General features: G+C 44.2%; 23 protein-coding genes. 4 read left to right on the top strand and 19 right to left on the bottom strand.

The genetic code is table 11. From position 1 onward, the window contains the following. Positions 1-121 precede the first annotated feature (121 nt). From ACMN7X_RS01615 to ACMN7X_RS01595, 5 genes are all read right to left on the bottom strand, one after another. Entirely contained in the window at positions 122-574 is a 453-nt protein-coding gene (locus ACMN7X_RS01615) for a CatA-like O-acetyltransferase (protein WP_418745759.1), read from the bottom strand. A gap of 10 nt (positions 575-584) precedes the next feature. Beyond that, on the bottom strand, positions 585-1,028 hold the full coding sequence (locus ACMN7X_RS01610) for a VOC family protein (RefSeq protein WP_418745756.1): 444 nt from the start codon (positions 1,026-1,028) through the stop codon (positions 585-587). An 84-nt stretch (positions 1,029-1,112) separates the two neighbouring features. Further along, entirely contained in the window at positions 1,113-2,246 is a 1,134-nt protein-coding gene (locus ACMN7X_RS01605; RefSeq protein WP_418745755.1) for an aldo/keto reductase, read from the bottom strand. Between the two features lie 3 nt (positions 2,247-2,249). After that, the gene (locus tag ACMN7X_RS01600) at positions 2,250-2,645 is read right to left on the bottom strand and encodes a MerR family transcriptional regulator (protein ID WP_418745754.1); all 396 of its coding nucleotides are present in this window, start codon (positions 2,643-2,645) and stop codon (positions 2,250-2,252) included. Between the two features lie 94 nt (positions 2,646-2,739). Next, the gene (locus tag ACMN7X_RS01595) at positions 2,740-3,210 is read right to left on the bottom strand and encodes a pyridoxamine 5'-phosphate oxidase family protein (RefSeq protein WP_418745753.1); all 471 of its coding nucleotides are present in this window, start codon (positions 3,208-3,210) and stop codon (positions 2,740-2,742) included. A 157-nt stretch (positions 3,211-3,367) separates the two neighbouring features. On the opposite strand from ACMN7X_RS01595, the gene ACMN7X_RS01590 reads away from it, so the two are divergent. After that, entirely contained in the window at positions 3,368-3,598 is a 231-nt protein-coding gene (locus ACMN7X_RS01590) for a hypothetical protein (RefSeq protein WP_418745752.1), read from the top strand. Positions 3,599-3,709: 111 nt separating this feature from the next. On the opposite strand, the gene ptsP is transcribed toward ACMN7X_RS01590, so the two are convergent. From ptsP to ACMN7X_RS01560, 6 genes are all read right to left on the bottom strand, one after another. Further along, positions 3,710-5,326, bottom strand: coding sequence for a phosphoenolpyruvate--protein phosphotransferase (gene ptsP / locus ACMN7X_RS01585; protein WP_418745751.1), 1,617 nt, complete (start codon positions 5,324-5,326; stop codon positions 3,710-3,712). A 25-nt stretch (positions 5,327-5,351) separates the two neighbouring features. Continuing rightward, on the bottom strand, positions 5,352-6,101 hold the full coding sequence (gene truA, locus ACMN7X_RS01580) for a tRNA pseudouridine(38-40) synthase TruA (protein ID WP_418745750.1): 750 nt from the start codon (positions 6,099-6,101) through the stop codon (positions 5,352-5,354). Between the two features lie 243 nt (positions 6,102-6,344). Next, positions 6,345-8,072, bottom strand: coding sequence for a dipeptide ABC transporter ATP-binding protein (locus ACMN7X_RS01575; protein ID WP_418745749.1), 1,728 nt, complete (start codon positions 8,070-8,072; stop codon positions 6,345-6,347). A 9-nt stretch (positions 8,073-8,081) separates the two neighbouring features. Then, positions 8,082-8,888 carry an ABC transporter permease gene (locus tag ACMN7X_RS01570; RefSeq protein WP_418745748.1) on the bottom strand — a complete coding sequence of 269 codons (807 nt, stop codon included), beginning with the start codon at positions 8,886-8,888 and terminating at the stop codon, positions 8,082-8,084. Between the two features lie 9 nt (positions 8,889-8,897). Continuing rightward, positions 8,898-9,842, bottom strand: a complete 945-nt coding sequence (locus tag ACMN7X_RS01565; RefSeq protein ID WP_418745747.1) for an ABC transporter permease — start codon at positions 9,840-9,842, stop codon at positions 8,898-8,900. A gap of 59 nt (positions 9,843-9,901) precedes the next feature. Next, positions 9,902-11,479, bottom strand: coding sequence for an ABC transporter substrate-binding protein (locus ACMN7X_RS01560; RefSeq protein WP_418745746.1), 1,578 nt, complete (start codon positions 11,477-11,479; stop codon positions 9,902-9,904). 174 nt (positions 11,480-11,653) lie between these two features. Here ACMN7X_RS01560 and pepF point away from each other — a divergent pair, with 174 nt between their 5' ends. From pepF to ACMN7X_RS01545, 3 genes are all read left to right on the top strand, one after another. Beyond that, the gene (pepF, locus tag ACMN7X_RS01555) at positions 11,654-13,459 is read left to right on the top strand and encodes an oligoendopeptidase F (protein ID WP_418745745.1); all 1,806 of its coding nucleotides are present in this window, start codon (positions 11,654-11,656) and stop codon (positions 13,457-13,459) included. Positions 13,460-13,687: 228 nt separating this feature from the next. Next, positions 13,688-14,026, top strand: coding sequence for a P-II family nitrogen regulator (locus tag ACMN7X_RS01550; RefSeq protein ID WP_418745744.1), 339 nt, complete (start codon positions 13,688-13,690; stop codon positions 14,024-14,026). A gap of 54 nt (positions 14,027-14,080) precedes the next feature. Next, a complete protein-coding gene (locus tag ACMN7X_RS01545; protein WP_418745743.1) occupies positions 14,081-15,322 on the top strand; it encodes an ammonium transporter in 1,242 nt (413 codons plus the stop codon). Positions 15,323-15,406: 84 nt separating this feature from the next. Here the strand turns inward: ACMN7X_RS01545 and ACMN7X_RS01540 are convergent, their stop codons facing one another. From ACMN7X_RS01540 to htpG, 8 genes are all read right to left on the bottom strand, one after another. After that, positions 15,407-16,528, bottom strand: a complete 1,122-nt coding sequence (locus ACMN7X_RS01540) for a PDDEXK nuclease domain-containing protein (protein ID WP_418745742.1) — start codon at positions 16,526-16,528, stop codon at positions 15,407-15,409. 96 nt (positions 16,529-16,624) lie between these two features. Further along, positions 16,625-17,308: an ankyrin repeat domain-containing protein gene (locus ACMN7X_RS01535; RefSeq protein ID WP_418745741.1), complete on the bottom strand. Its 684-nt coding sequence runs from the start codon at positions 17,306-17,308 to the stop codon at positions 16,625-16,627. A gap of 34 nt (positions 17,309-17,342) precedes the next feature. Beyond that, on the bottom strand, positions 17,343-17,972 hold the full coding sequence (locus ACMN7X_RS01530; protein WP_418745740.1) for an ABC-2 transporter permease: 630 nt from the start codon (positions 17,970-17,972) through the stop codon (positions 17,343-17,345). Beyond that, on the bottom strand, positions 17,969-18,826 hold the full coding sequence (locus ACMN7X_RS01525) for an ABC transporter ATP-binding protein (RefSeq protein WP_418745739.1): 858 nt from the start codon (positions 18,824-18,826) through the stop codon (positions 17,969-17,971). The genes ACMN7X_RS01530 and ACMN7X_RS01525 overlap by 4 nt, the downstream gene beginning before the upstream one ends. A gap of 2 nt (positions 18,827-18,828) precedes the next feature. Beyond that, positions 18,829-19,206: a GntR family transcriptional regulator gene (locus ACMN7X_RS01520; protein WP_418745738.1), complete on the bottom strand. Its 378-nt coding sequence runs from the start codon at positions 19,204-19,206 to the stop codon at positions 18,829-18,831. 185 nt (positions 19,207-19,391) lie between these two features. Next, positions 19,392-19,859, bottom strand: coding sequence for a signal peptidase II (locus ACMN7X_RS01515; protein WP_418745737.1), 468 nt, complete (start codon positions 19,857-19,859; stop codon positions 19,392-19,394). A 64-nt stretch (positions 19,860-19,923) separates the two neighbouring features. Beyond that, positions 19,924-20,778, bottom strand: coding sequence for a putative manganese transporter (locus ACMN7X_RS01510; protein WP_418745736.1), 855 nt, complete (start codon positions 20,776-20,778; stop codon positions 19,924-19,926). Positions 20,779-20,871: 93 nt separating this feature from the next. Then, positions 20,872-22,866: a molecular chaperone HtpG gene (gene htpG / locus ACMN7X_RS01505; RefSeq protein ID WP_418745758.1), complete on the bottom strand. Its 1,995-nt coding sequence runs from the start codon at positions 22,864-22,866 to the stop codon at positions 20,872-20,874. Positions 22,867-22,953: the final 87 nt, after the last annotated feature.

Here is a 22,953-nt window from a genome sequence, read left to right as displayed (position 1 = left end):
CTTGCGGATTCCGCATAAGGGCAAAAATAAGGGAAAATACATATCATTTCACTATTTAATGGGCTGAAAAGCCTGTAAAATAAGGAAAGTTCAGGAAATCTCTCCACAAATTCCGATTTGTTTATACAAAAGTATTTATCATATCCTGTACTTCATTAAAAAAACTGGACAGATGGAATCCATCCGCAACAGCATGATGGATATTCATCGTAAGCGGCATCATCAGTCTGCCGTTTTCCTGCTCATACTTGCCCCAAGTTACCACGGGAGCAAGGAATTTCCCCTCATCAAAAACATGAACATCAAAGTGTTTGTATTTCACCCACGGTAAGCAGGAAACATCAAAAAAATTCATCGGTTGATTATCTAAAACGGCACGATCATTTTTATATCGTTCTCTATCGGCCATAACCTTCCCATAGAACTCAAAAAAGTCATCTGAATATTCGGTAACCATTTTGGTAAAGTTTTCATCCTCTTTGTGAAAATCAGTATAAGACGGAGAAACATAGTCCCACTTGATCAGGGTGCCGTCCTCACCCCAACTATATTTGAATTCATCGTGAGAATTGATTACTTACAGCCTATGACCAGCTTTGTAATTCAACAATATTTCCCTCACAATCTGTTGCATATACAAAAACGGCTTCCCGTCCATCCTCATATTTTGTCTTTACTACTTCTCCGATTTGGCTGCCGCCCTTTTGAAGTAAGAGCTGTAAAGTCTTTTCCACATCGTCTACTTCAAATGCAAGATGTGCTATTCCGCATTTATTCAGACTACTGTCGGCGTTTTCCATCGTATCATAGGAAAATATTTCAAGTGTGGGATGGTCTTCCTCATATCCCGGCAGGCAAAGATGTTCCCCAACTATATGCGCATTGGAAATGCCGGTTAATCGATCAAGCCATTCTCCGCGCAAATTTCTTGTCTCACCTATAGTTTTACACCGGAATACTTCTTTATAAAAATTTATCAGCTTTTGACAATCTTTCGCTATAATATTTGTATGAACATATCTGAACATATGCTTCCCCCTCATATTAAACACACCAAATCATATCACGATATCTATCCCTCGGCCCTTACGACTTCAAAGGCTGCATCTTTCTCACATTCCAATCATTGCTGTAAAATCCGTCATCATCTCAGATATCTTAATCTGCTGAGGACATACCTGCTCGCAGCTTCTGCAGCCTATACAGTTTGCAGGGCGCTTTTCAGGCTTCATACTTCCTACAGCCATAGGAGCTATGAATCCGCCGCCTGTAATCTTGTGCTCATTATAGAGAGCTATAAGTTCCGGGATAGGCAGTTCCTTAGGGCAATGCGCCGTACAATAGTGACATGCCGTACACGGAAGTCCGCCCTGCTTGATTTCCTCATCTGCAATTTCAATAAGCTTATCAAATTCTGTCTTGCTGAGCGGTTTATCCTCCGCATAGGTTTCAATGTTCGCTTTAAGCTGATCCATGTTTGACATGCCGGAAAGTACCATTGTTACCTCAGAAAGACTTTGCAAAAACCGGAAGGCCCATGCCGGGATCGTCTCATCAGGGCGCATTTCTCTTAATGCCTTTTCCTTCATCTCAGATGCTGCCGCTAATTTTCCGCCGCGAAGAGGCTCCATAACCCATACCGGAATTCCATGCTCCTTCATCAAATGATACTTAGCCTCTGCCTCCTGAAAATGCCAGTCCATATAATTAAGCTGAAGCTGGCAGAATTCCATATGCTCGCCATACGCAGCAAGAAATCTTTTAATAACTTCTGCACTGCCGTGGGCTGAAAATCCCAGATGTCTGATGCGGCCATTCTTCTTCTGTTCCATGAGATAATCAAAAATTCCAAACTCAGGATTAAGATAATCATCAATATTACCCTCATAGACATTATGAAATAAGTAAAAATCAAAGTACTCTGTCCGGCACTTCTTCAGCTGTTCTTCAAAAATTTCCTTCACCTTAGGCATGTTGGAATTATCATAGCCGGGAAACTTGGTTGCAAGATAGTAACTCTCCCTTGGATACTTTGATAAGAATTTTCCCGCAGTAATCTCTGAATTTCCATTGTGATACCCCCAGGCTGTATCAAAGTAATTTATGCCGTTCTTATAGGCATAATCGATCATTTCTGCTGATGCTGCTTCATCTACTCTTGCATCATCTCCGTCAATTACTGGAAGGCGCATCATGCCAAGTCCCAATCCGGATAACTTAATATCCTGAAACTGTCTGTAAATCATCTCTTATTCCTCCTTCATCTCTTCATCATTCCAGTTAAGAACTCCCGTTTGTATGGCCTCTTCATATTTAGCAATCTTATAATTGAGGCGTTTCAGCTCATCATCATATTTCTTTCTGGCCGCTTCGACCTCTGCCTTTGCTCTCTTTAATAAATTACACCGATCTTCAAAAGTATCATCGCCCATCCGGAAAAGGCGCACATACTCAATGATCATTTCCACGGGAACACCCGCACTTCTCATACAAATAGCATTTTCAACCCATTTAATATCCTCTTCTGTATAATTGCGTATGCCGCCTGCTGTTCTCGTCACCTCCGGGATAACACCAACCCGCTCATAATATCTGAGCGTATCCGGTGTAATATCATATTTTTCACATACTTCCCTAATCGTCATTACTTAAGTCTCCTGTCCGGCGCTGCACCATGCCTTTATAGTGACAAACATATCATACAACCTGGAGTTAACTCCAAGTCAAGAGTTTTTTTAATTATTTATGCTCTTTACAACTCATTTTTGTGACCGCCAATTTGAAAACAGCAACCGAGGAAAGCATCTTTTCGTCAAAATTCCAGTCCTTTTTCCCGGTATTATGTTCCATCAAAAGAGAAAGTCCCCGTTTTTTTTCACTCGCCTCAGACACCATACTCACAATGCCATTACCAATGACACTTTGAAACTGAGCCGAACAATCACAGGCAGTATCCGCCTCCTTAAGAACATAATTCGTATCCATCTCAAAGCCAACCTTAGGATTCTCTTGGATTAAATCTATTTTTCGCCCTTCTTTTGCCCCATGAAAATAGAATACATAAGAATCATCTTTTACTTCATATCCGAAATTAAGCGGAACGACATATATCTCTCCATCATCATAAAACCCGATTCGGCAACAGGTACACCGATTTATAATGTCTGCGATTCGCAAAGAATCCGTTATTTCTCTATCTTTTCTCCTCATGATCATTTCCTCCGTAAATTACGATTTTTTTCTCATTAAACACATCAAATTATATCACGATATCTATAATTCTTCCATCGGCTTTTACTCTATATGACTGCTCGGCAGGCACCTCTTCCTGAATGGGTAATAAATTGTAGACAGCAGGTGTCATTTGATGTACAGCAGCAAGAACCCGGAATTGGCAAAGCTTTATTTTATTGGGTTTTCGGCAGAAGAAAATCGCCGGAAGATTCTGGAAGAGCATATCTCTCAGCTCAAAGAACATTACGCTGCGTTGGATATCATCTGTAAAGATGGGGAAAATATCAACATTCCCGATGAGATCAGAGATATTTGGTTTTACCAGCTTGCGGCCGCCCGATATGGACGTGCCGCAGGAATTTAATAAAGTTTTGAAGACATTTCAGGCAGGTATGTGACTCGCCCCGAGCCACATACCTGCCTGTCTAAAACTATCTATTAACCGACAGTCTCATAATTTACATAACTTTTAAAATTATCCGTTTGTCTCCCGGATTTTCTGACGCACCGGCAAAACCATGGCCGGTGACACGGAAAGTTCATCCATTCCCATTCGGATAAAGCTTTCTGTCAAAGACAGATCGGCGCCAAGTTCTCCGCAAATGCCGACCCATATACCGACTTTATGGGCATTGTCGGCCACCATCTGAAGAAGCCGGAGCACCGCCGGATGGTGCGGGTCAAAAAAGGTATCCAGTTTCGGATTCTGCCGGTCGATGGCCAGCGTATACTGGGACAGATCGTTGGTTCCAATGCTGAAGAAATCGACTTCCTCCGCCAGCAGATCGCTGATAATAGCCGCAGCCGGCGTCTCAATCATAATGCCCTCTTCCACCTCTCCGAAGGATATACCCGCATCGGAAAGCTGCTGCCGAACCTGGGCAGAAATCTTTTTGATTTTTCGAACCTCTTCCACCGAAATGATCATCGGATACATGATCGCAATATTGCCATAGGCGCTGGCGCGATAAAGGGCGCGAAGCTGTGTCTTAAAAATATCCTCTCTGTCGAGGCAGATACGGATTGCCCGATAGCCCATCGCCGGATTTTCCTCCGGCTCCATATCAAAATATCCGATCTGTTTATCTGCGCCGATATCCAGAGTTCGTATAATGACCTTCTTGCCCGCCATTGTTTCCGCCACCGTTTTATACACCTGAAACTGTTCTTCCTCCGTCGGATAATGATCTTTCTCCAGATATAAAAATTCACTCCGAAACAAACCGATGCCGGATGCATCGTTTTTTAAAGCGATCATAACATCGGACACATTTCCCACATTGGCGTAAAGATTGATTTTCTTTCCCCCGAGGGTGACATCCTCCTTGCCCTTCAGAGTCTGCAGCATCTCCTGTTTTTTTTGTTCCTCTCGCTGCTTTTCTTCCATCTGATGAAGAATTTCCGGTGCCGGTTCTATATACAGGCAGCCTGTTTCCCCATCAACCACCGCCGTCTTTCCATCACAGTCTTCCGGGAAATCCGCGCCGATAATGGCCGGAATGTTCATCGTCCGGGCCAGGATCGCCGTATGGGAATTGGCCGAACCATATCGTGTCACAAAAGCCAGAATTTTCGATTTATCCAGCTGGACGGTTTCGCTTGGAGCCAAATCATCCGCCGCCAGGATCACCGGTACATCTCCTTGAAGCGGGTCGTCCTCCCGGCCGCTCAAAATATGGATGAGACGGTTGGAAACATCCTTCACATCGGCGGCTCTGGCACGCATATAGTCATCATCCATCATTTCGAATAAGGTTGAAAAATTATCACTGGTCATAGCAATCGCATACTCCGCATTCACATTCTGCATACGAATCATATTTGTGATGGATTCCACATAGTCCATATCCGACAACATCAGCTGGTGCACATGAAAAATGTCTGCATTGGCCTCGCCAACCTCTTCCAAAGCCTTCTCATAAAGCGCCTGGAGCTGGTCTTCCGCCTCTTTGCTGGCCTTTTCATAACGCTTAATCTCTTCCTCCGTCTGATCCACATGGCTGCGGACCACCTTTTTTTCTTTTTTCTTTAAAATTCCAATGGGTCCGATGGCAACCCCGCCAAATACGGACTTCCCTTCAATTTTAACCATCTATCCGGCCTCCTAATGGATTTTATCACTCATAGAATACTTCATCCAGGAACAGTCCCTGCGGCGGCAATGTCATTCCGGCCTTCTCCCGATTCTTCGTCCTAAAGACCTCTTTAATCGTCTCCGGCTCCCTGTCCCCGGTTCCGATCTCAATTAAAGTTCCCGCCATAATGCGTACCATGTTATAGAGAAAACCGTTGCCCTCAAAAATGAGATCAATCTCTCTTTCCTTCGCATCAAAATCAATCCGGCGAACCGTACGCACTGTTGATTTATTGCTCTTTTTCAACGAAGAAAAACCTTTGAAGTCATGCTCCCCGACCATCAGTTCCGCTCCGGCTCTCATAAGGCCGACATCCAGCCTGTCGAAGCAGTACCATGTATACTTTCTGTCAAAAACTGACGGTACATCGCCAATGGCCACCCGATAAACATAACGTTTTGCTTTCGCATTCAGACGACTGTGAAACCGCTCCGGCACATCCGACACATAGAGAACCCCGATGTCCTGAGGCAGATAGCGATTCAGATAATATTTCATCTCCCAGCATTTCATATCGCTGTCCGTATGAAAATTCGCCACCTGCCCCCGGGCATGAACGCCGGCATCCGTTCGGCCCGAACCGATCAGTTCCACTTCCTCGCCGGTCATTTTTGAGAGCACTTCCTCCATTTTCCCCTGAATCGTTGTTCCGCCGCTCTTCTTTCCGAGACGCTGCCATCCGTCATAACGGCCGCCGTCATATTCCATAAGTAATTTAATATTCCGTTTCATATTTTTCTTCCCCTGAATTTTTCAAAAAAACCACCGTCAAAAGCAATGACTTTTGACGTTATTATTTCTCTTTTTTAAAAAGCAGGGTATGTCCATGATTATGCACATCCCTGCTTGAAATTATACCTTATCGCACGAAGCTTGACGTAGTGCGCCCATGCGCAGCATCTGACATACGGGATGCCTGAATAGGCATACCTTATCGCGCGAAGCTTGACGCAGCGCGCTCATGCGCAGCATCTATTATTGATATTTAAAGCATTTGACCCAATGGGGCTTCTCGCCCTCCGGATTGAGGTTGACACGTTCCGGCCGTTTTTCACGACACACTTCACTCCGGCTCATACAGCGGTGATAGAACGGACAGCCCTCCGCCGCCGCATCCTCCCGGCTCTGCTCCACATCGGTGATATGCTGCAGTTTCCGCTCATCCGTCAATATGGAGTGAAATAAAAGCTGCGTATACGGATGTTTCGGATCCTCATAGATTTCCTCAACTTCGGCCTCCTCGACAATCTCACCGAGATACATAACAATCACACGATTGCAGAAATGGCGGACAATATTTAAGTCATGGGAAATAAATAAATAGGTCAGCTGATGGGTTCGATGCAGATCCAAAAGAAGATTGAGCACCTGGGATTGGACCGTCACATCCAGCGCTGACACCGGCTCGTCAGCCACAATGAATTTGGAATTTAAAATCAAAGCGCCGCCGATGCTGATACGCTGCCTCTGTCCGCCGGACAGTTCATTCGGATACCGGTCAGCATAGGACGCGTCCAGGCCGACCTGGGTAAGCATCTGAGCAACCAGTTCTTTCCGCTTTGCCTTATCCTTCATTCCATGAACCTTCAGCGGTTCCTCCAGAATCCATCCTATTTTTTTCATCGGATTTAGTGAACTGTAGGGATCCTGGAACACAAGCTGGGGATGCTCCTCCCGAATGTCTAATTCTCCTGTATAATTTTTATTTAATCCGACAATACATTTTGCCAGTGTGGATTTTCCGCAGCCGCTCTCTCCCACCAGGCCGAGAATCTCGCCCCGGCGAATATGGAAATTAACATTTTGCAGCACATGTTTGTTTTCCCTTTTCCCAAATATGCCCCGCTCCTTCACCGAATAAAAAACGTTCAAATCCTTTGCCTGCATCACCAGATCATCTTCCCGGATATCTTCCTGATTTCTCGGAATGGCAGCGATCAAATGCTTCGTATAATCATGTTTCGGATGATACAAAACATCTTCCGTATATCCAGTCTCCACGATCTTTCCCTGATACATAACGATGACTTTCTGACAAACTTCTTTGATCACATTCAGATCATGAGAGATAAATAAAATGGATGTATTGGCTTCCATATGGATTTTCCGCAGCAACTGAAGGATCTGGGCCTGAACCGTCACATCCAGTGCGGTCGTCGGCTCATCAGCAATCAGAAGCTTCGGCCAGCAGATCATCGCCATGGCGATCATCACTCGCTGACGCATACCTCCCGAAAGCTGGTGGGGATACTTCTGACACAATTCTTCCGGCTTCGGCAGCCCCACATTGGCAAGGATCTCCACAACCCTTCCATGAATTTCTTCATCGGGCATCGGCGTATGGATCTTAAGGCTCTCCGCTACCTGCCAACCGATCTTTTTCACCGGATTCAGGGAAGTCATCGGCTCCTGGAAAACCATGGACATATCATTCCCCTGGATTTTGGAGAGTTCTTCATCGGATATCCGCAGCAAATCCTTGCCGTCAAAAAGGATCTCGCCGGACATAATGTGGGCATCCCGGTTTTTAAGTCCCATAATCGTCTGCACAGTCATACTCTTGCCCGAACCGGATTCGCCGACAATGCCGACGATCTCACCATAGCCGACACAGAAGCTCACATCATCAACCACCGTGCGCATTCCGCTTTCTCCCGGAAATCCAATGGTTAAATTTTTTACTTCTAAAAGTTTCTCACCCATCGTTTTCTCCTATCTCGCCTGATATACGCGCAGGCCCTCACTAATCATACTGAAACCTAAAATAATAATGACGATCGTAAGACCCGGAAAGATGGCATACCAGGGTGCGATCTGCAAAAAGGACTGGGCATCGGAAAGCATCAGGCCAAGACTCGGTTCCGGCGGCTGTACGCCCAAACCAAGGTAACTCATACTGGCTTCCGCCAGTACGGCGTTATTAAAACCAACTGTCGCGGAGGTCAGCATGCTGACCAGCGCATTCGGCAATATATGAACGAAAATAATACGAATTTTGCCGGCCCCCATCACCTGGGCGCTTTTGACAAATTCCAGTTCTTTATAGCGGATAATCTCACTTCGCACAATACGGGCAAAACTCGGAATGAACAGAATACCGAGGGCAAAAATAATATTATTCCGCCCCGGCCCCAAAAGGCTGATAAAAATCAACGCCAGAAGCACGCTTGGGAAAGCGCTGAGGGCATCATTCAAACGCATGATGATCTCATCCAGCCAACCGCCGAAAAATCCGGTAATCGCCCCGATGATTGTTCCAAAAACAACGCCGATCCCCACTGTACACAGAGCAACAAAGCAGGTCGTTCCCATACCGTTCATGATCCGGCTTAAAATATCCCGGCCAAAATTGTCGTTGCCAAAGGGATGAGCAAATGTGGGCGGAGCATTTTTCAGCATCGAATTCATATCTGTCGGCCCGTAGGGCGTCCAAAAATGTCCGATCACTGCCATCAGGACAACAATTGTCGTCAAAATCAATCCGATGGTTAAATTATAGTTCCATTTCTTTCGCTTCATCTTATGCTCCTATTCTGTCCGCACCCGAGGGTCTACGAACTGATAGAGAATATCTACAATAAAATTAATGATGATCACAATCAGTGTAATATAAAGGACGACTGCCTGAACGATCGGATAATCCCGGTATGAAATCGCCGTTACCAGAAGTCTTCCCATTCCGGTCACACTGAATACCTGTTCCACCACAATGCTTCCGGCCAGAATCTCGGCCGCCACCATGGCAATAAAAGTAATGACTGGGATCAAAGCATTTTGAAAAACATGTATATATAATACTTTCTTCGTGCGGTTTCCTTTGCTGTAAGCCGTACGAACATAGTCTTTTTTCACTTCACTGAGTACAGAATTTCTTAAAAATTTCACCACCATGGCAATTTTAGGGATTGCAATGGCAATGGCCGGGAAAAACAGATAACGAATACATGCCCCAAAATCCTCCTGAGGCATGACAAATTTCCCCGGCTGGAAAAATTTAAGAGTCAATCCAAAAAAGTAGGTTAAGATCATTCCCAGGAAAAAGGCGGGTATCGCCATCGTTACCTGGGTAAACAAATTGATAAAAACATCGATCCAGGTGCCTTCCTTCCGCGCGGATATGATTCCCAGCGGAATTGAGATCACCAGAATAATAATAAACGCCATGACCGCCAAAAGCGCCGTCACCTGCAGCCTTTGATTGATGAGATCGCTGACTGCGTTTCCCGCATACTGATAGGACTCGCCAAAATCGCCGTGAAGAGCTCCCTGAAGCCAGTCGACATACCTCTCCGGGAGAGATTTATTCAGGCCCATCTCCTCCCTGAGGGCCTCCACCCGCTCCGGGGTAGCATAGGTTCCGAGCTTCGCCAGAGCCGGGTCGCCCGGAATCACAGAAAAGGCCACGAAAGTAACCACGGATACAAGTAACAAAGTTATAATGAGAGTTGTTATTTTTTTTATCATGTATTTCATGGTTATTTCGTGCCCCTTCTATTTTATTGCTTCTTTAGTTCAGCTTGTTCAGCTTTTGATCACTCTACAAAATGTACGCCGGACATATCCTGGGCTGCACATGGATAGAATACATAGCCATCCAGTTTTTCATTGACAGCTACAAGGTTTGCCGCATCCTGAATATAAACAGATGCTGCATCCTCTGCCAGGATCATCTGACATTTTCTGTAAAGTTCAACCTTTTCCGCATCATCAACGGTTGCTAATGCTGCTTTATAAGTTTCATCAAATTCTTCATTTTTGTAGTTTGTAAAGTTCTTCGGCGCATCACTCGGATTCTTTTCCAGCCAGCTTCCCGGAGATAAGGTTCCATCAACGGCAACGACTGTCGCTTCAAACTCACGATTTGTGTAAGCTTCTTCAACCCATTTTGAGAATTCATCCAGCTGAATGGTTGCGTTGATGCCAACCTCTTTCAGGCTTTCAACGATGATTTCAGCGGTGCTCTCATGCGGTTTATAGTTATCCGGTACACGGATAACCAAATCAAAACCATCCGGATATCCTGCTTCGGTCAAAAGCTCTTTGGCTTTCTCAACATCTCTTGTATAAACGTTTTCTGTTTCCTCATTATAATATTTGGAGAAAGCAGGAATCATATTCGTTCCGATCAGATGGCTCTTGCCGCCGAAGAGCATTTCATTGATCGCATCCTTATCTACGGCATAGTTCATCGCCTGACGAACACGAACATCCTTAAACGGCTCGAAATCATTATTCAGGAACAAAGCCTGAACATAGTTTACATTACCCTGCAGAATATTAAATCCGCTTGTCAGAGTGGCAACCTGATCATCTGTCAAATACTGCCATACATCCAATGTGCCGGCCTGCAATTCTGTCACTGCTGTATCTGTATCGGCAACAATCTTAAATGTCACTTTATCAAGATACGGCAGTTCCGGATTCCAGTAACCATCGTAAGCTTCAACAACAAGGCTCTGACCCGGTGTGAAGGATACAAATTTAAAAGGACCGGTTCCGATCGGCTGAGTCTCAAAATTAGCTTCATTGCTCTGCGGAAGAACAGCCAGTGTCAGATTTGCAAGAAATTCTGAATTTCCTTCGCTCAAATTAACCTTCACTGTCTTTTCATCAACGATCTCCACACTTTCCAAAATAGAAAATGCGGAGCCTTCACCCTGAATCTCCGCATAACGTTCAATCGAATATTTTACATCTTCCGCGGTGACCGGTGTGCCATCGTGGAATGTGATTCCATCTCTCAATGTGAAAGTATAAACTTTCGCATCTTCTGAAACCTCATACTCGCTTGCAACTGCAGGTATAAGGTCTCCACTCTTATCAGGCTTTACAAGGCCTTCAAAGACATTGAATAAAACTTCCTTAGTTCCTGCGTACACCATTTTGTGTGGGTCAAGACTATCCAGATCCTGGGCAATACCTACGGTAACTTCGCCGCCTTTAACGGCAGTACCTCCGGCTGTGCTTTCGGCTTCTGTGGTCGTTGTTTCCGAAGAGTTCTTACTCTCTGCAGAAGACTCGTCTCCCTTGCCGCCTCCGCAAGCGCAGAGTGCAGCAGTTACTGCAAGTGTCATTACGCCTAAAAGAATCTTTCTTGTTCTTTTCTTCATAATTTTCTCCCTCTCATATAAGTAATTCCTCTCATTATGAAATTGTCACATTCATTCTATACGATTGATAAAAAAAAATCAATGGATTATTGATAAAAAAACAATAAATTATTATACTTATATTATCCGATTTTGGATAAAATTAACAAAGAATCAAAGAAAGGAATGTGAATTATGCTGACAAACACAAACAGCAATCCAAAACGCTCTGAAATAAGCCGGGAAAATACCTGGGATCTGACGCCTTTGTGCGCCGATGAAACCACTTTCTCCGAGGCCCTCTCCCTGGCCGAATCAAACATAGAAAAACTCGCCGCCTTCCGCGGAAAAATCAGTCGGTCCGCTGCAGATCTGCAGGCTTACTTGGAAGAAAAGGACGCACAGCTTTTAGTGGCTGACCGGCTCTACAGCTATGCCTTCCAGTATTCTGATGAAGATACGGCCAATACAGCCGCTCAGGCTATGAAAAGCCGGGCCCTCAGCCTTTATACTGCTCTCTTCTCCGCCATCGCCTGGGAGTCTCCGGAGATTCTCACCCTCACACCGGAAATTCTCGAAAACTGGTTTGCCGAAGAACCGAAACTCGAAAACTACCGTCATTTTCTTGATGACACACTGCGTCAGAAGACTCATACCCTCTCGGCCGGAGAGGAAGAACTGCTCTCTTTAAGCGCCGATATGAGTTACGGTCCCCAAACGATTTTCAATATGTTCAACAATGCGGATCTGCGTTTTCCATCCATTGACAACGGCAGCGGCGAACAGATAGAAATCACTCATGGACGTTTCATTTCCCTGATGGAAAGCCGGAACCGACAGGTCCGCAAAGATGCTTTTATGGCTCTCTATCATACCTACAGCGCCTATAAAAACACTCTGGCCGCGGCCTACAGCGCCAATGTCAAAAAAGAGCTGTTTTATACCCGGGCAAGGAAATATACTTCCACTCTGGAAGCCCATCTAGACAGTTATCATATACCAACCTCCGTGTACACCCGGCTGATCGACACCGTGCATCATTTTCTTCCGTCTATGTACCGCTATGTGGCACTCCGCAAAAAACTTCTCGGCGTTGAAGAACTGCATATGTATGACGTTTACACGCCGATCATTGAATACCATTCACCGGAAATCCCTTTTGAGGAGGCCAAAAATATCGTCCTTAAAGGTCTGGCCCCGCTGGGCGAAGATTATCTGGCACTTTTAAGAAAAGGTTTCAACAACCGCTGGATCGATATTTATGAAAATCAGGGCAAACGGAGCGGCGCTTATTCCACCTGTGTTTACGGCATACATCCTTATGTTTTGCTGAATTATCAGGGCAATCTGGACAATGTCTTCACTCTGGCCCATGAGATGGGACATTCTCTCCATTCCTGCTATACAAATGCCAGTCAAACCTACGTGAATTCCAACTATAATATTTTCGTCGCCGAGATTGCCTCAACCTGCAACGAATATCTTCTCATTTCCTACCTGCTGAAAAAAGCGGAAACACAAGAAGAAAAAGCCTATCTTCTGAATCATCTGATGGACCAGTTCAAAGGAACCCTTTTCCGTCAGACCATGTTTGCCGAATTTGAGAAGATCACCCATGAAAAGGAAGCCGCTGGAGAAGCTTTAACCTGTGATACGCTCTGCGAAATCTATAAAAACTTAAATAAACTCTATTTTGGACCGGATATGGTGATTGATGAGGAAATTGCTATGGAATGGGCGCGGATCCCTCATTTCTACACGCCGTTCTATGTCTATCAGTATGCCACCGGCATGTCCGCAGCCATTGCCTTCGGCAAACGTATTCTCTCCGGCGAGCCCGGAGCTCTCGATGACTATAAGCGCTTCCTCCGCGGCGGCTGTTCCATGGACTGCATCGATTTATTAAAATCCTGCGGCGTGGATATGACCACAACGGAACCGACAACATCCGCCTTAAAAGTCTTTGACTCTTATCTTGGCGAGTTGGAAAAAATGTTCTGATAAATTATCTGAAAATTTATTGAATCTCAAAAAATGTTTGTGAGATTTTCCTAAAAATAAATTTTTTGTAAATTTTCAATTGACTTTCCAGATTTTGAGAATATAATAAAACACATGTTAAGACGAAGGCGTCTTCAGATGAACAGAGCTCATCCGAAGGCGTCTTTTTTTGTGGTTTTGGGTGCAAATACCCTGTGCCGCAGCTTTTTTCAGAAGGAGGGAAAACATATGAAAAAATTGGAAATGGTCATTAAACCGGAAAAGCTTGAAAGCTTAAAAGCAATCCTGGATGATTCTCGGGCCAGTGGTGTCATGATCACCAACATTATGAGTTACGGCAATCAAAAAGGTTACACCCGAATGTATCGCGGAACAACCTACGCTGTCAACCTCTTGCCGAAAGTAAAGGTAGAAACCGTCGTTGCGGATGAGGCGGCGGAAGAAATTATTGCACGGGTCGTTAAGGAGATCACCACCGGCAATTACGGCGACGGCAAAATCTTCATCTATGATGTACTCGATGCGGTTCGAATTCGTACCGGCGAACGCGGTGCAGATGCTCTTTAAATTTTTGACAGAAATATTTTACTTACATTTGCTTTTTAAAGGAGGGTACCCATTATGGAATATAATTTATTAGATATCGTGTGGACAATGATCGCAGCATGCCTCGTCTACTTTATGCAGGCCGGTTTTGCCATGGTAGAAACCGGTTTTACCCGGGCTAAAAATGCCGGAAACATTGTTATGAAAAATATGATGGATTTTGTCATCGGCTCTATCGCCTTTTTCCTCATCGGCTTCGGCTTTATGTTCGGCCAGGGAAACGGCATCATCGGTTTATCCGGTTTCTTTGACCCTTACAGTCTGGAAGCCTCTCTCCAGTCCGGACTCGGCCTGGCGCTCCCAATCGGTGTATTTATGATTTTCCATACCGTATTCTGCGCCACATCGGCTACGATCGTATCCGGCGCTATGGCTGAACGTACAAAATTCTCTGCCTATCTGGCCTACAGCGCATGCATCAGTATTTTTATCTATCCGATCACCGGTCATTGGATCTGGGGCGGCGGCTGGCTGTCTTCCATCGGTTTCCATGATTTTGCCGGTTCCACAGCCGTACATTCTGTCGGCGGATGGTGCGCTCTGATCGGCGCCGCAATCCTCGGGCCTCGTATCGGAAAATATCGTGCAGACGGCAAACCAAATGCCATTCCGGGACATAATCTCCCGCTAGGCGCTTTGGGCACATTTATCCTCTGGTTCTGCTGGTTTGGATTTAACTGCGGCTCCACGACCGCCGCATCTCCGGAACTTGGCAATATCGCCATGACAACAAATCTGGCGGCCGCTGCCTCTACCTTAGTCGCGCTCTTCTTTACATGGGTCCGCTACGGAAAACCGGATATCTCCATGACAATGAACGGCGCTCTGGCCGGTTTAGTCGGCGTCACCGCCGGCTGTGATATCGTATCCAACTACGGCGCTCTGGCTATCGGCGTCATCTGCGGCTTCGCAGTTGTCCTTGTTGTCGAATTTGTTGACCGGGTTCTCAAAATTGACGACCCTGTCGGCGCCACAGGCGTTCACTGGGGCTGTGGTATGATCGGAACGATCCTCACCGGTGTATTCGCAAAATCTTCAGTTCTTGAAGAATACGGTATGAGCCGGATCCAGTTTATCGGCGTTGAAACTCTCGGCGTTGTCGCTGTCGGCGCTTTCACCGTGGTTATGGCCATCATCATCTTCAAAGTTATCGATAAAACCATCGGCCTGCGTGTTTCCGAACAGGAAGAACTGGACGGTCTCGACGGCCATGAACATGGAAGCAGCGCTTACGCGGATTTCCAGATTAAATTGTAATAAATCGAGCAAAATAGAGGGCGTTGCAAAATCATCAAATCCGATGATAGAGCGACGCCCTCGCTCTATCTATGTGCTGTTTTTTTAGCGGGGACAGAGGACTTCCTGGCCTTCCGCTTTCTGCTTGTCCTGCTGCTGCAAATAAAACATCGCTTTTTGGGCCTCGATTTCTGCCCGGAGTTCCTCTTCTGTTGGCAGATATAATTTATACTTGGAAGCAAATAGCTGCTCGTTACCATGAAGCACCGAATATCTCGCAATATCCTCATCCGTGTCCGAACAAAGCACAATACCGATTGTCGGATTATCGCCTTCACTCCGCTTCAGTTCATCATACATGCGGATATACATATCCATCTGTCCGACGTCCTGATGGGTAATCTTCTCCGTTTTCAGGTCAATCAAAACAAAACACTTGAGAATATAATTATAAAAAACGAGATCAATGAAATAATCCTGTTTTTCGGTACGAATATGCTGCTGTCTCGCAACAAAGGCATACCCTTTTCCAAGCTCCATTAGGAATTTCTGCAAATTGGAGAGGATACTTTTCTCAAGGTCGCTTTCGGTAAAATCGGTATTTGAGGAAAGCCCCAGAAATTCTGCAATGACCGGATTTTTAACGAACTCCAGCTTATCGCTCTGATACCCGGCTGTCAATTCCTCCATTTCATGTTTCACAAGTTCTTTCTTCTGGGTCTGAAGCATACGATAATAATACTGCGATGAAACATTTCTCTGTAAGGTGCGAACGCCCCAGGTCTGCTCCAACGCTTCCTTTTCGTACCACGCACGGGCTTCCTTATCTTCTACCTGCAATAATATTCTGTAATGAGACCATGAAAGCAGACTGCCGGATTGTTGCCACGCTGTGGCAACAATCTCCGGAAACATCTTGTAGAATTTAAGGCAACGGTATAGCGTAACTCTGTCATACCCTTTTCCATAGCGGTTTGTCAATTCTTCGGAAAGATTTTTAATCGTTTTCAAACCATACTCAGAACGTGCTTCTCCGCCAAACTCTTCTTCCGCAATACGGTATCCAATCAGCCAGTTTCTCTGAACAAGCGCTGTATTGACCGCCTGATATGCTGCTTTTTGTGAGGACTCGATTATCCCGCACATATCCTTCAATATATCATCGGTTTTAACAAAATTATCCATAACACTATTTTGTCCCGAAACCATCACTCTATTCTCCATCATCTGATTCTCCTTTATTTACATAGAAGGCTTTCATTTGCCTTCGTAATCATCTGCCGGGAGTTTTTTGCCTCTTTCTAATTTTGATTTATAACTTTATTAAACATGTAAATTTCTATTTTTAAAGTACTCCTGAATGTATGCTCGCAGGTTCTTATTCCTATCAACATCTGTTTCATCCCCGGGAATAAAATCATCAAGAAACATGCTCTTATTACTCGGTCCCGGATAAGGTTTAGGATAATGACCTCTATTTGCCCAAGCGACATAATCAGCACCGTTTTCGATTAACAGGTCTAAGATTTTCGCAAGCTGTCTACGCACCTCCTCCTGAACCTCTGAATAAATACCTGTACGTTCAAACAGCAATTCTGCTTTACTGACCGCCCAATTTATCGCATCATATCCATTCGAGGCCAGCTTGTTTACATCCGCACCTTTTTCGATCAACAGTTTTACATAACTAAGTGCAATTTCAGACTCACTGACTCTTTTATAGCAAAGCGATGTAATTGTAGCATTGATGGCATCAAAAAGTACCGGCGCACGCAAGCCCGGGTCATCATCTTCAGCTTCCATAAAATTGACATCTGCTCCATGAGAAATTAAATAATCTGCGATTTCATAGTTCCCGGTTTTCAGTGCAACCTGAAGGGGAGATTGCCCATGGTCTTTTTTGGGTAAAGCTCCAGAGACACAATTAACCAGTTCGGGCTTTTTCTCAATTATCCGCTTTACTTCTTCAAGTTTCCCCTGACGAATTACAGTAAACAGTTTTTTCATTTTCACTTACACCTTTCTTTCATTTAGTGTCTATTTATTTTGCATACCTTCTTTTTGTATAGATCCACAGTGAAATCCGATACGAAACATACATCATAAAAGCGGTAACCAGGATGACCGCAGCATAGACAGCAAGTGAATCAAGCCTAAACAAAAGCATATCTACTCCGGTATTGTGTATGACGCCGTAGATGCCGACTGCCCACAACATTGCCCCGGTGCAGACCTTTCCTTTGAAAAAATACCCGCATGGAACACCGAAGGACAGCACCAGGACGGCATACCATATGCCCGAAATAAAGTAGAACATCGCCTCAGCCAAGGTGATGCTGCTTATCAGCGGCGCGATCATGCACGAGAGAAAGCTGACAAAAGATAACGCGGCAAGGAGAATCCCACAGAACATGTAACGACTCAGAACAATCTCACGGCTTGTCAAGGGCAGGGCGGGTAAATAATCCTTCCAGTCGCTTTCTTCCTCCACTCTGCTCAGTTCTGCGAGGAAACCAACGCCGAAAACAGGTAACAGCATTCCTATGTACATCGCGCTATTTTCAGGAATCAATACGATCACTCCAATAAGAACGATTGCGCAAAGCAATTTATAAAATTTGTTGAACCTCCGATGAAACACTAAAAAATCTTTTGTAATTAAGCCTGTCATTTTTCACCTCTGATATATAAAAGCATCATATCGTCAATAGTTGCCGGATCAATAACACAACCTTTATATTTTCGTGAAACACAATCCCTATCCGCAACTAAAATCTGATATTCATAATCTTGTTTGCGCCATGCAAGAATGTCGTTCTTATCAAACTGGCTGAATAGCTCATAGCCGCAGTGTACAAGGCCGTAATGATAAATCAGATCATCCTTTATTTTATAAAAAAGCAGTTTACCCTCATGCAAAAAAACTATATAATCCGCTATTTTTGATAAATCGCTTGTTATGTGCGAAGAAAACAGGACACTGCTTTCTTCATTTTGTACAAATTCAAGAAGCAGATCCAGCACATCATCACGCATCACAGGGTCGAGCCCACTCGTCGCTTCGTCAACCAAAAGAAGTTTGGATTTGTGGGCGAGGGCAATAGCAAAATTCATCTTTATTTTCATTCCCTTAGAAAAGGAAGAGATCATTTGATCATGCGGAAGATTAAATTTCTTGATAAGCGCCCAATACTGCTCATGATCCCAATTTTTATAAATTTTCTTCATGACAGCTTCAATATCAGCAGCAGTAAACATCAATGGTAAGTTGCATTCATCCTGCACAACGCCGATATCCTGCTTTATTTCTTTCTCATATGCAAGATGGTCTTTACCGAAAACAAAAACTTCCCCGCTATCCTTTTCAATGGCATGAAGAATAAGATTTATTGTCGTGGTTTTTCCTGCGCCATTCTCGCCGATCAAGCCGACAATAGCGCCTTTGGGAATTGAAAATGAAATATTGTCCAGGCAAAACCCGGGATAATTTTTCGTCAGATTCTCTATCTGCAGGATATTTTCCATGTTCAAGCCTCCCCTTCATAAAACATCGTCAGCAATTCAATCATTTTACTAAGCGGTATTCCACTCATTCTTGCTATATCGGCAGCCTGTTGTAGATGCTCCTCAGCCTGCCTCTGCTGCTCCTCCTGAAAAAAATCTTTATTCAAAGCGGATACAAAACTTCCACGCCCCACTGTCGTTTCAATAAACCCATCTCTTTGCAAATCTTCATAAGCTTTTTGAACAGTGATCACACTAACATGGATAGATCTTGCCAAAGAACGCATTGAAGGAATAGGATCACCAGTTTGTAATTTCCCGCTCATGATCATAGCTTTTATCTGAGATGTAATCTGCTCATAGATAGGCTTACCCGCGTTGCTGCTGATTATTATTTCCATCGGAGTTCCTCCTGTATTGTATGTACTTATTGTATAAGTACATTATATTCACATGTCTGATCCTTGTCAATAGACTTTAAAGATTTGAATAAAAAAAGAGACTCCGCTAAGAATCTCTTTTTTCATCGTCTTTCATTACATTTTTACTTCCTGCCAACCATACACCATCACCGCGATACCGGTCACTATCGCTGCGGCGTCAGGCACTCGCCCAAAACCAGTAATAATGTCCCGGCAAAAACGGCAAAATCGCCCACATTATAGACAACGCTGCGGAATTTTTCTGTTCCCACATTAAACCGGATATAATCCGTCACTTTTCCGTATTTAATCCGCTCATAGGCATTGCTTCCCGCACCGCCGAGCATCATGGACAATCCGACCTTCTGAAGAAAATATCCTTTCTTCCCGCCAACCATCATCAATGCCCCGGTCAGGCTTCCCACGCCAAAAATGGTCATTCCTTTCAGCAATTCCGGCTTATCCGCCATTGCGCCAAGCATGGCGCCCTTATTAAAATACTTTGTCAGAATCACCCGATTCCCGGCCAGATTTTTCCGGCTGCGTTCCGCAACATTTTCTTTGACATAATCTTTAATCATTAAATCTCCGCCGCAGATTGCCGCGGCAAATCCCAAACATCCTATCGCCATGCTCCATCAGCCTCCTCATACTTATCATGTACCGTATTATCCGATTTTATAATATAATTTTATTTTATAATGTAATTCCGAGGAAATCAACTGCCATTCCGGCCGCTACACCGATAACATATAAAATTGCTGTAATTTCTAAGTTTTCTTTTAAAGAATCATTTGTCCGATACAAAACGATCAGACCGACACCGGCGCCGACCAGCAGGCCGGACATCATAGCGCCAAGGCTCATAGCGCCATCCAGATATAATTGAGTAATCACCACCGATGCCGCACAATTTGGTATAAGGCCCACAATTCCGGATAGTACAGAGCCGACCAGCGGCTGATTTAATATAATCTCCGTCAGGCTTTCCTCGCCAATCCCGGAAATAACAAAATTTAATACAAAAGAAACAAGAAGAATAAAGAAAAAAATCTGCGCCGTATGTACCAGGGCCGATTTTATGATGCCATCCTCGCAATGACAATGGTCGTGCTCGCACATATGGTGAATGTCCATCTCCTGCTGCGGCTCTTTTTTTACCACTGAAAATACCAAATCCAGAAGAAAACCGGCCGCCATACCGATCAGCACCTTCATCCCAAGCACGGATAAAATTATTTTTATCGGCACCTGCTGAGAAATAAATACAGGAAGCATCTCATCCGATGTTGAAAGGAAAATGGCGATCAATGTGCCCCGGGTGATCACCCGTCCCGCATAGAGACTGGCCGCCGCCGCCGAAAAACCACACTGTGGAAAAATCCCCGCGATGCTTCCGATCAGCGGTCCAAATCTTCCGGAGGCCTGAACAACCCGCCGGGTGCCCGCACTCATCTTATGCTCAATATATTCCATGATAATGTAAGTAACAAATAAAAAAGGTAAAAGGCGGATACCGTCCATCAGCGTATCCAGAATAATATCGTACATAGCAAACCTCATTTCCAGTCTGTCGATAGTAACTTTTTTATATTATCCTATGGATACCGCTTTTGTCAAGTATCCGCCTTCGTTTTGATTATTTTATTTTGTTAAAGCCTGCAAAATCTTATTGCTGCGTTCGATAAATGCGGTCATGGCTGAAGCTTCCAGCGGTTTATGACTGAGAAGCGCCAGATCGTAAAGCTGCTGGCAGATCATATCTGTATATTCGCCTTCCGTATTTTCCAGGACATACTGCACCAGCGTGTTGTTGGCATTCAGAATAAGTGTCTCTCCTTCGCTGCCAAACATACTCATATCCGTCATACCGTACATTTTCATCATATCCTGCATACGACGGCTCTCTTCATTCAGAGTGATCATTGAGGACGTTTCAGCGTTTTTCAGCTTTTCAACCTTCACCTGAATATTATCCCGTCCAAGAGCTTTCTTGAAAACATCCGTCAGAGTTTTCGTGTTCTCCTCCAAAACTTTGCCGTCCTCTTCCGTAACCTCTTCTTTAAAAATATCCGCCAGATCCGTATCAATGCGGTGGAATTTCACATTCTCTTCATCCTGCTCCAGAACACTGATAAACGGCTGATCAATGGCATGTTTCAGAAGTACCGCATCCATTTCCTGCTCTTTAAACATGTTGATATACTGGGCCTGCTGAACTTCATCCGTCACATAAAATACCTGATTCTCATGTTTTTCTTTGGCTGCTTCCAGATAATCCTTCAAGGTCAGATATTTGCCTTCCAGATTCTTATAAAGGATATATTCCTTCATCTTGCCTTTGAATTTTTCATCTTTAATGTAACCATATTTAATAAATGGACTGATATCATCCCAATATTTCTCATAGTTTTCCCTGTCCGTCTTACACATGCCGGAGAGCTTGTCTGCCACCTTCTTGGTGATATAATCCGAAATCTTCTGAACAAATCCATCATTCTGCAGCGCGGAACGGGAAACATTCAGCGGCAGATCCGGGCAGTCAATAACACCCTTTAAGAGCATCAGGAATTCAGGAATGACTTCTTTGATATTGTCTGCGATAAATACCTGATTATTATATAATTTAATGGTTCCCTCAACCGCTTCATATTCCAGATTGAGTTTCGGGAAATATAAAATACCCTTCAGATTAAACGGGTAATCCATATTCAAATGAATCCAGAACAACGGCTCTTTATAATCGTTAAATACCTTGCGGTAGAAAGCCTTGTACTCTTCATCCGTACATTCATTCGGATGCTTTGCCCAAAGCGGATGAATATCATTGATCAGGAATGGACGGCGGTGAATCTTTACCATCTTCTGTTCCGGCGAAATCTCCATGACTTCCTTTGTGCCGTCCTCATTTTCCTTCTCCTCGGTTTTGGCCGGCTCCGTATAATACTCGATCACCTTATCGGTATCAAGAAGCTCTTCCTCTTTTATATTCTGAGTTTCCGGTTCGCCGCCCTCTTTGGAAATATAGATTTCCACCGGCATAAATGCACAGTATTTATCCAATACTTCTCTGGCCCGATATTCATTGGCAAACTCCAGACTATCCTCATTTAAGTACAATGTGATCTCTGTACCCCGGGTTTCCTTATCCCCTTTTGTCATCGCATACTCGGAATCTCCGTCACATTCCCAGTAAACAGGTTCCGCATCCTTTTTATAAGAACGTGTCTGAATGGTTACACGCTCGGCAACCATAAATGCCGAATAGAATCCCAAACCGAAATGACCGATGATCTGATCTTCATTCGTCTTATCCTTATATTTCTCCAGGAAATCCGTTGCACCGGAAAAAGCAATCTGGGTAATATATTCTTTGACTTCATCCGCAGTCATACCGATACCGTTATCCCGCACGATCATCGTCTTATCTTCCGAATTAACAATAATTTCAACCTTCAGCTTTTCATCCTCGGCAATCTCACATTCGCCCATCATTTCCAGCTTTTTCAATTTCGTGATGGCGTCACAGCCATTGGATACTAATTCTCTGACAAATATATCATGGTCCGAATATAACCACTTTTTAATGATTGGAAATAAATTCTCACTGTTGATGGACAAACTTCCCTGTTCCTTTATTGTCTCTGCCATTAAAATCACTCCTTAAAAAATTATAAGCTAAATTTTTATCTGAAACATATTGTAATACCTGTTTGCCCAATTGTC

Source organism: Frisingicoccus sp. (assembly GCF_048388605.1).
In the GTDB taxonomy this organism is placed as follows: Bacteria; Bacillota; Clostridia; order Lachnospirales; family Lachnospiraceae; genus Frisingicoccus.
The sequence above is the reverse complement of the archived record's forward strand: the minus strand, read 5'-3'. Positions and strand labels throughout refer to the sequence as shown.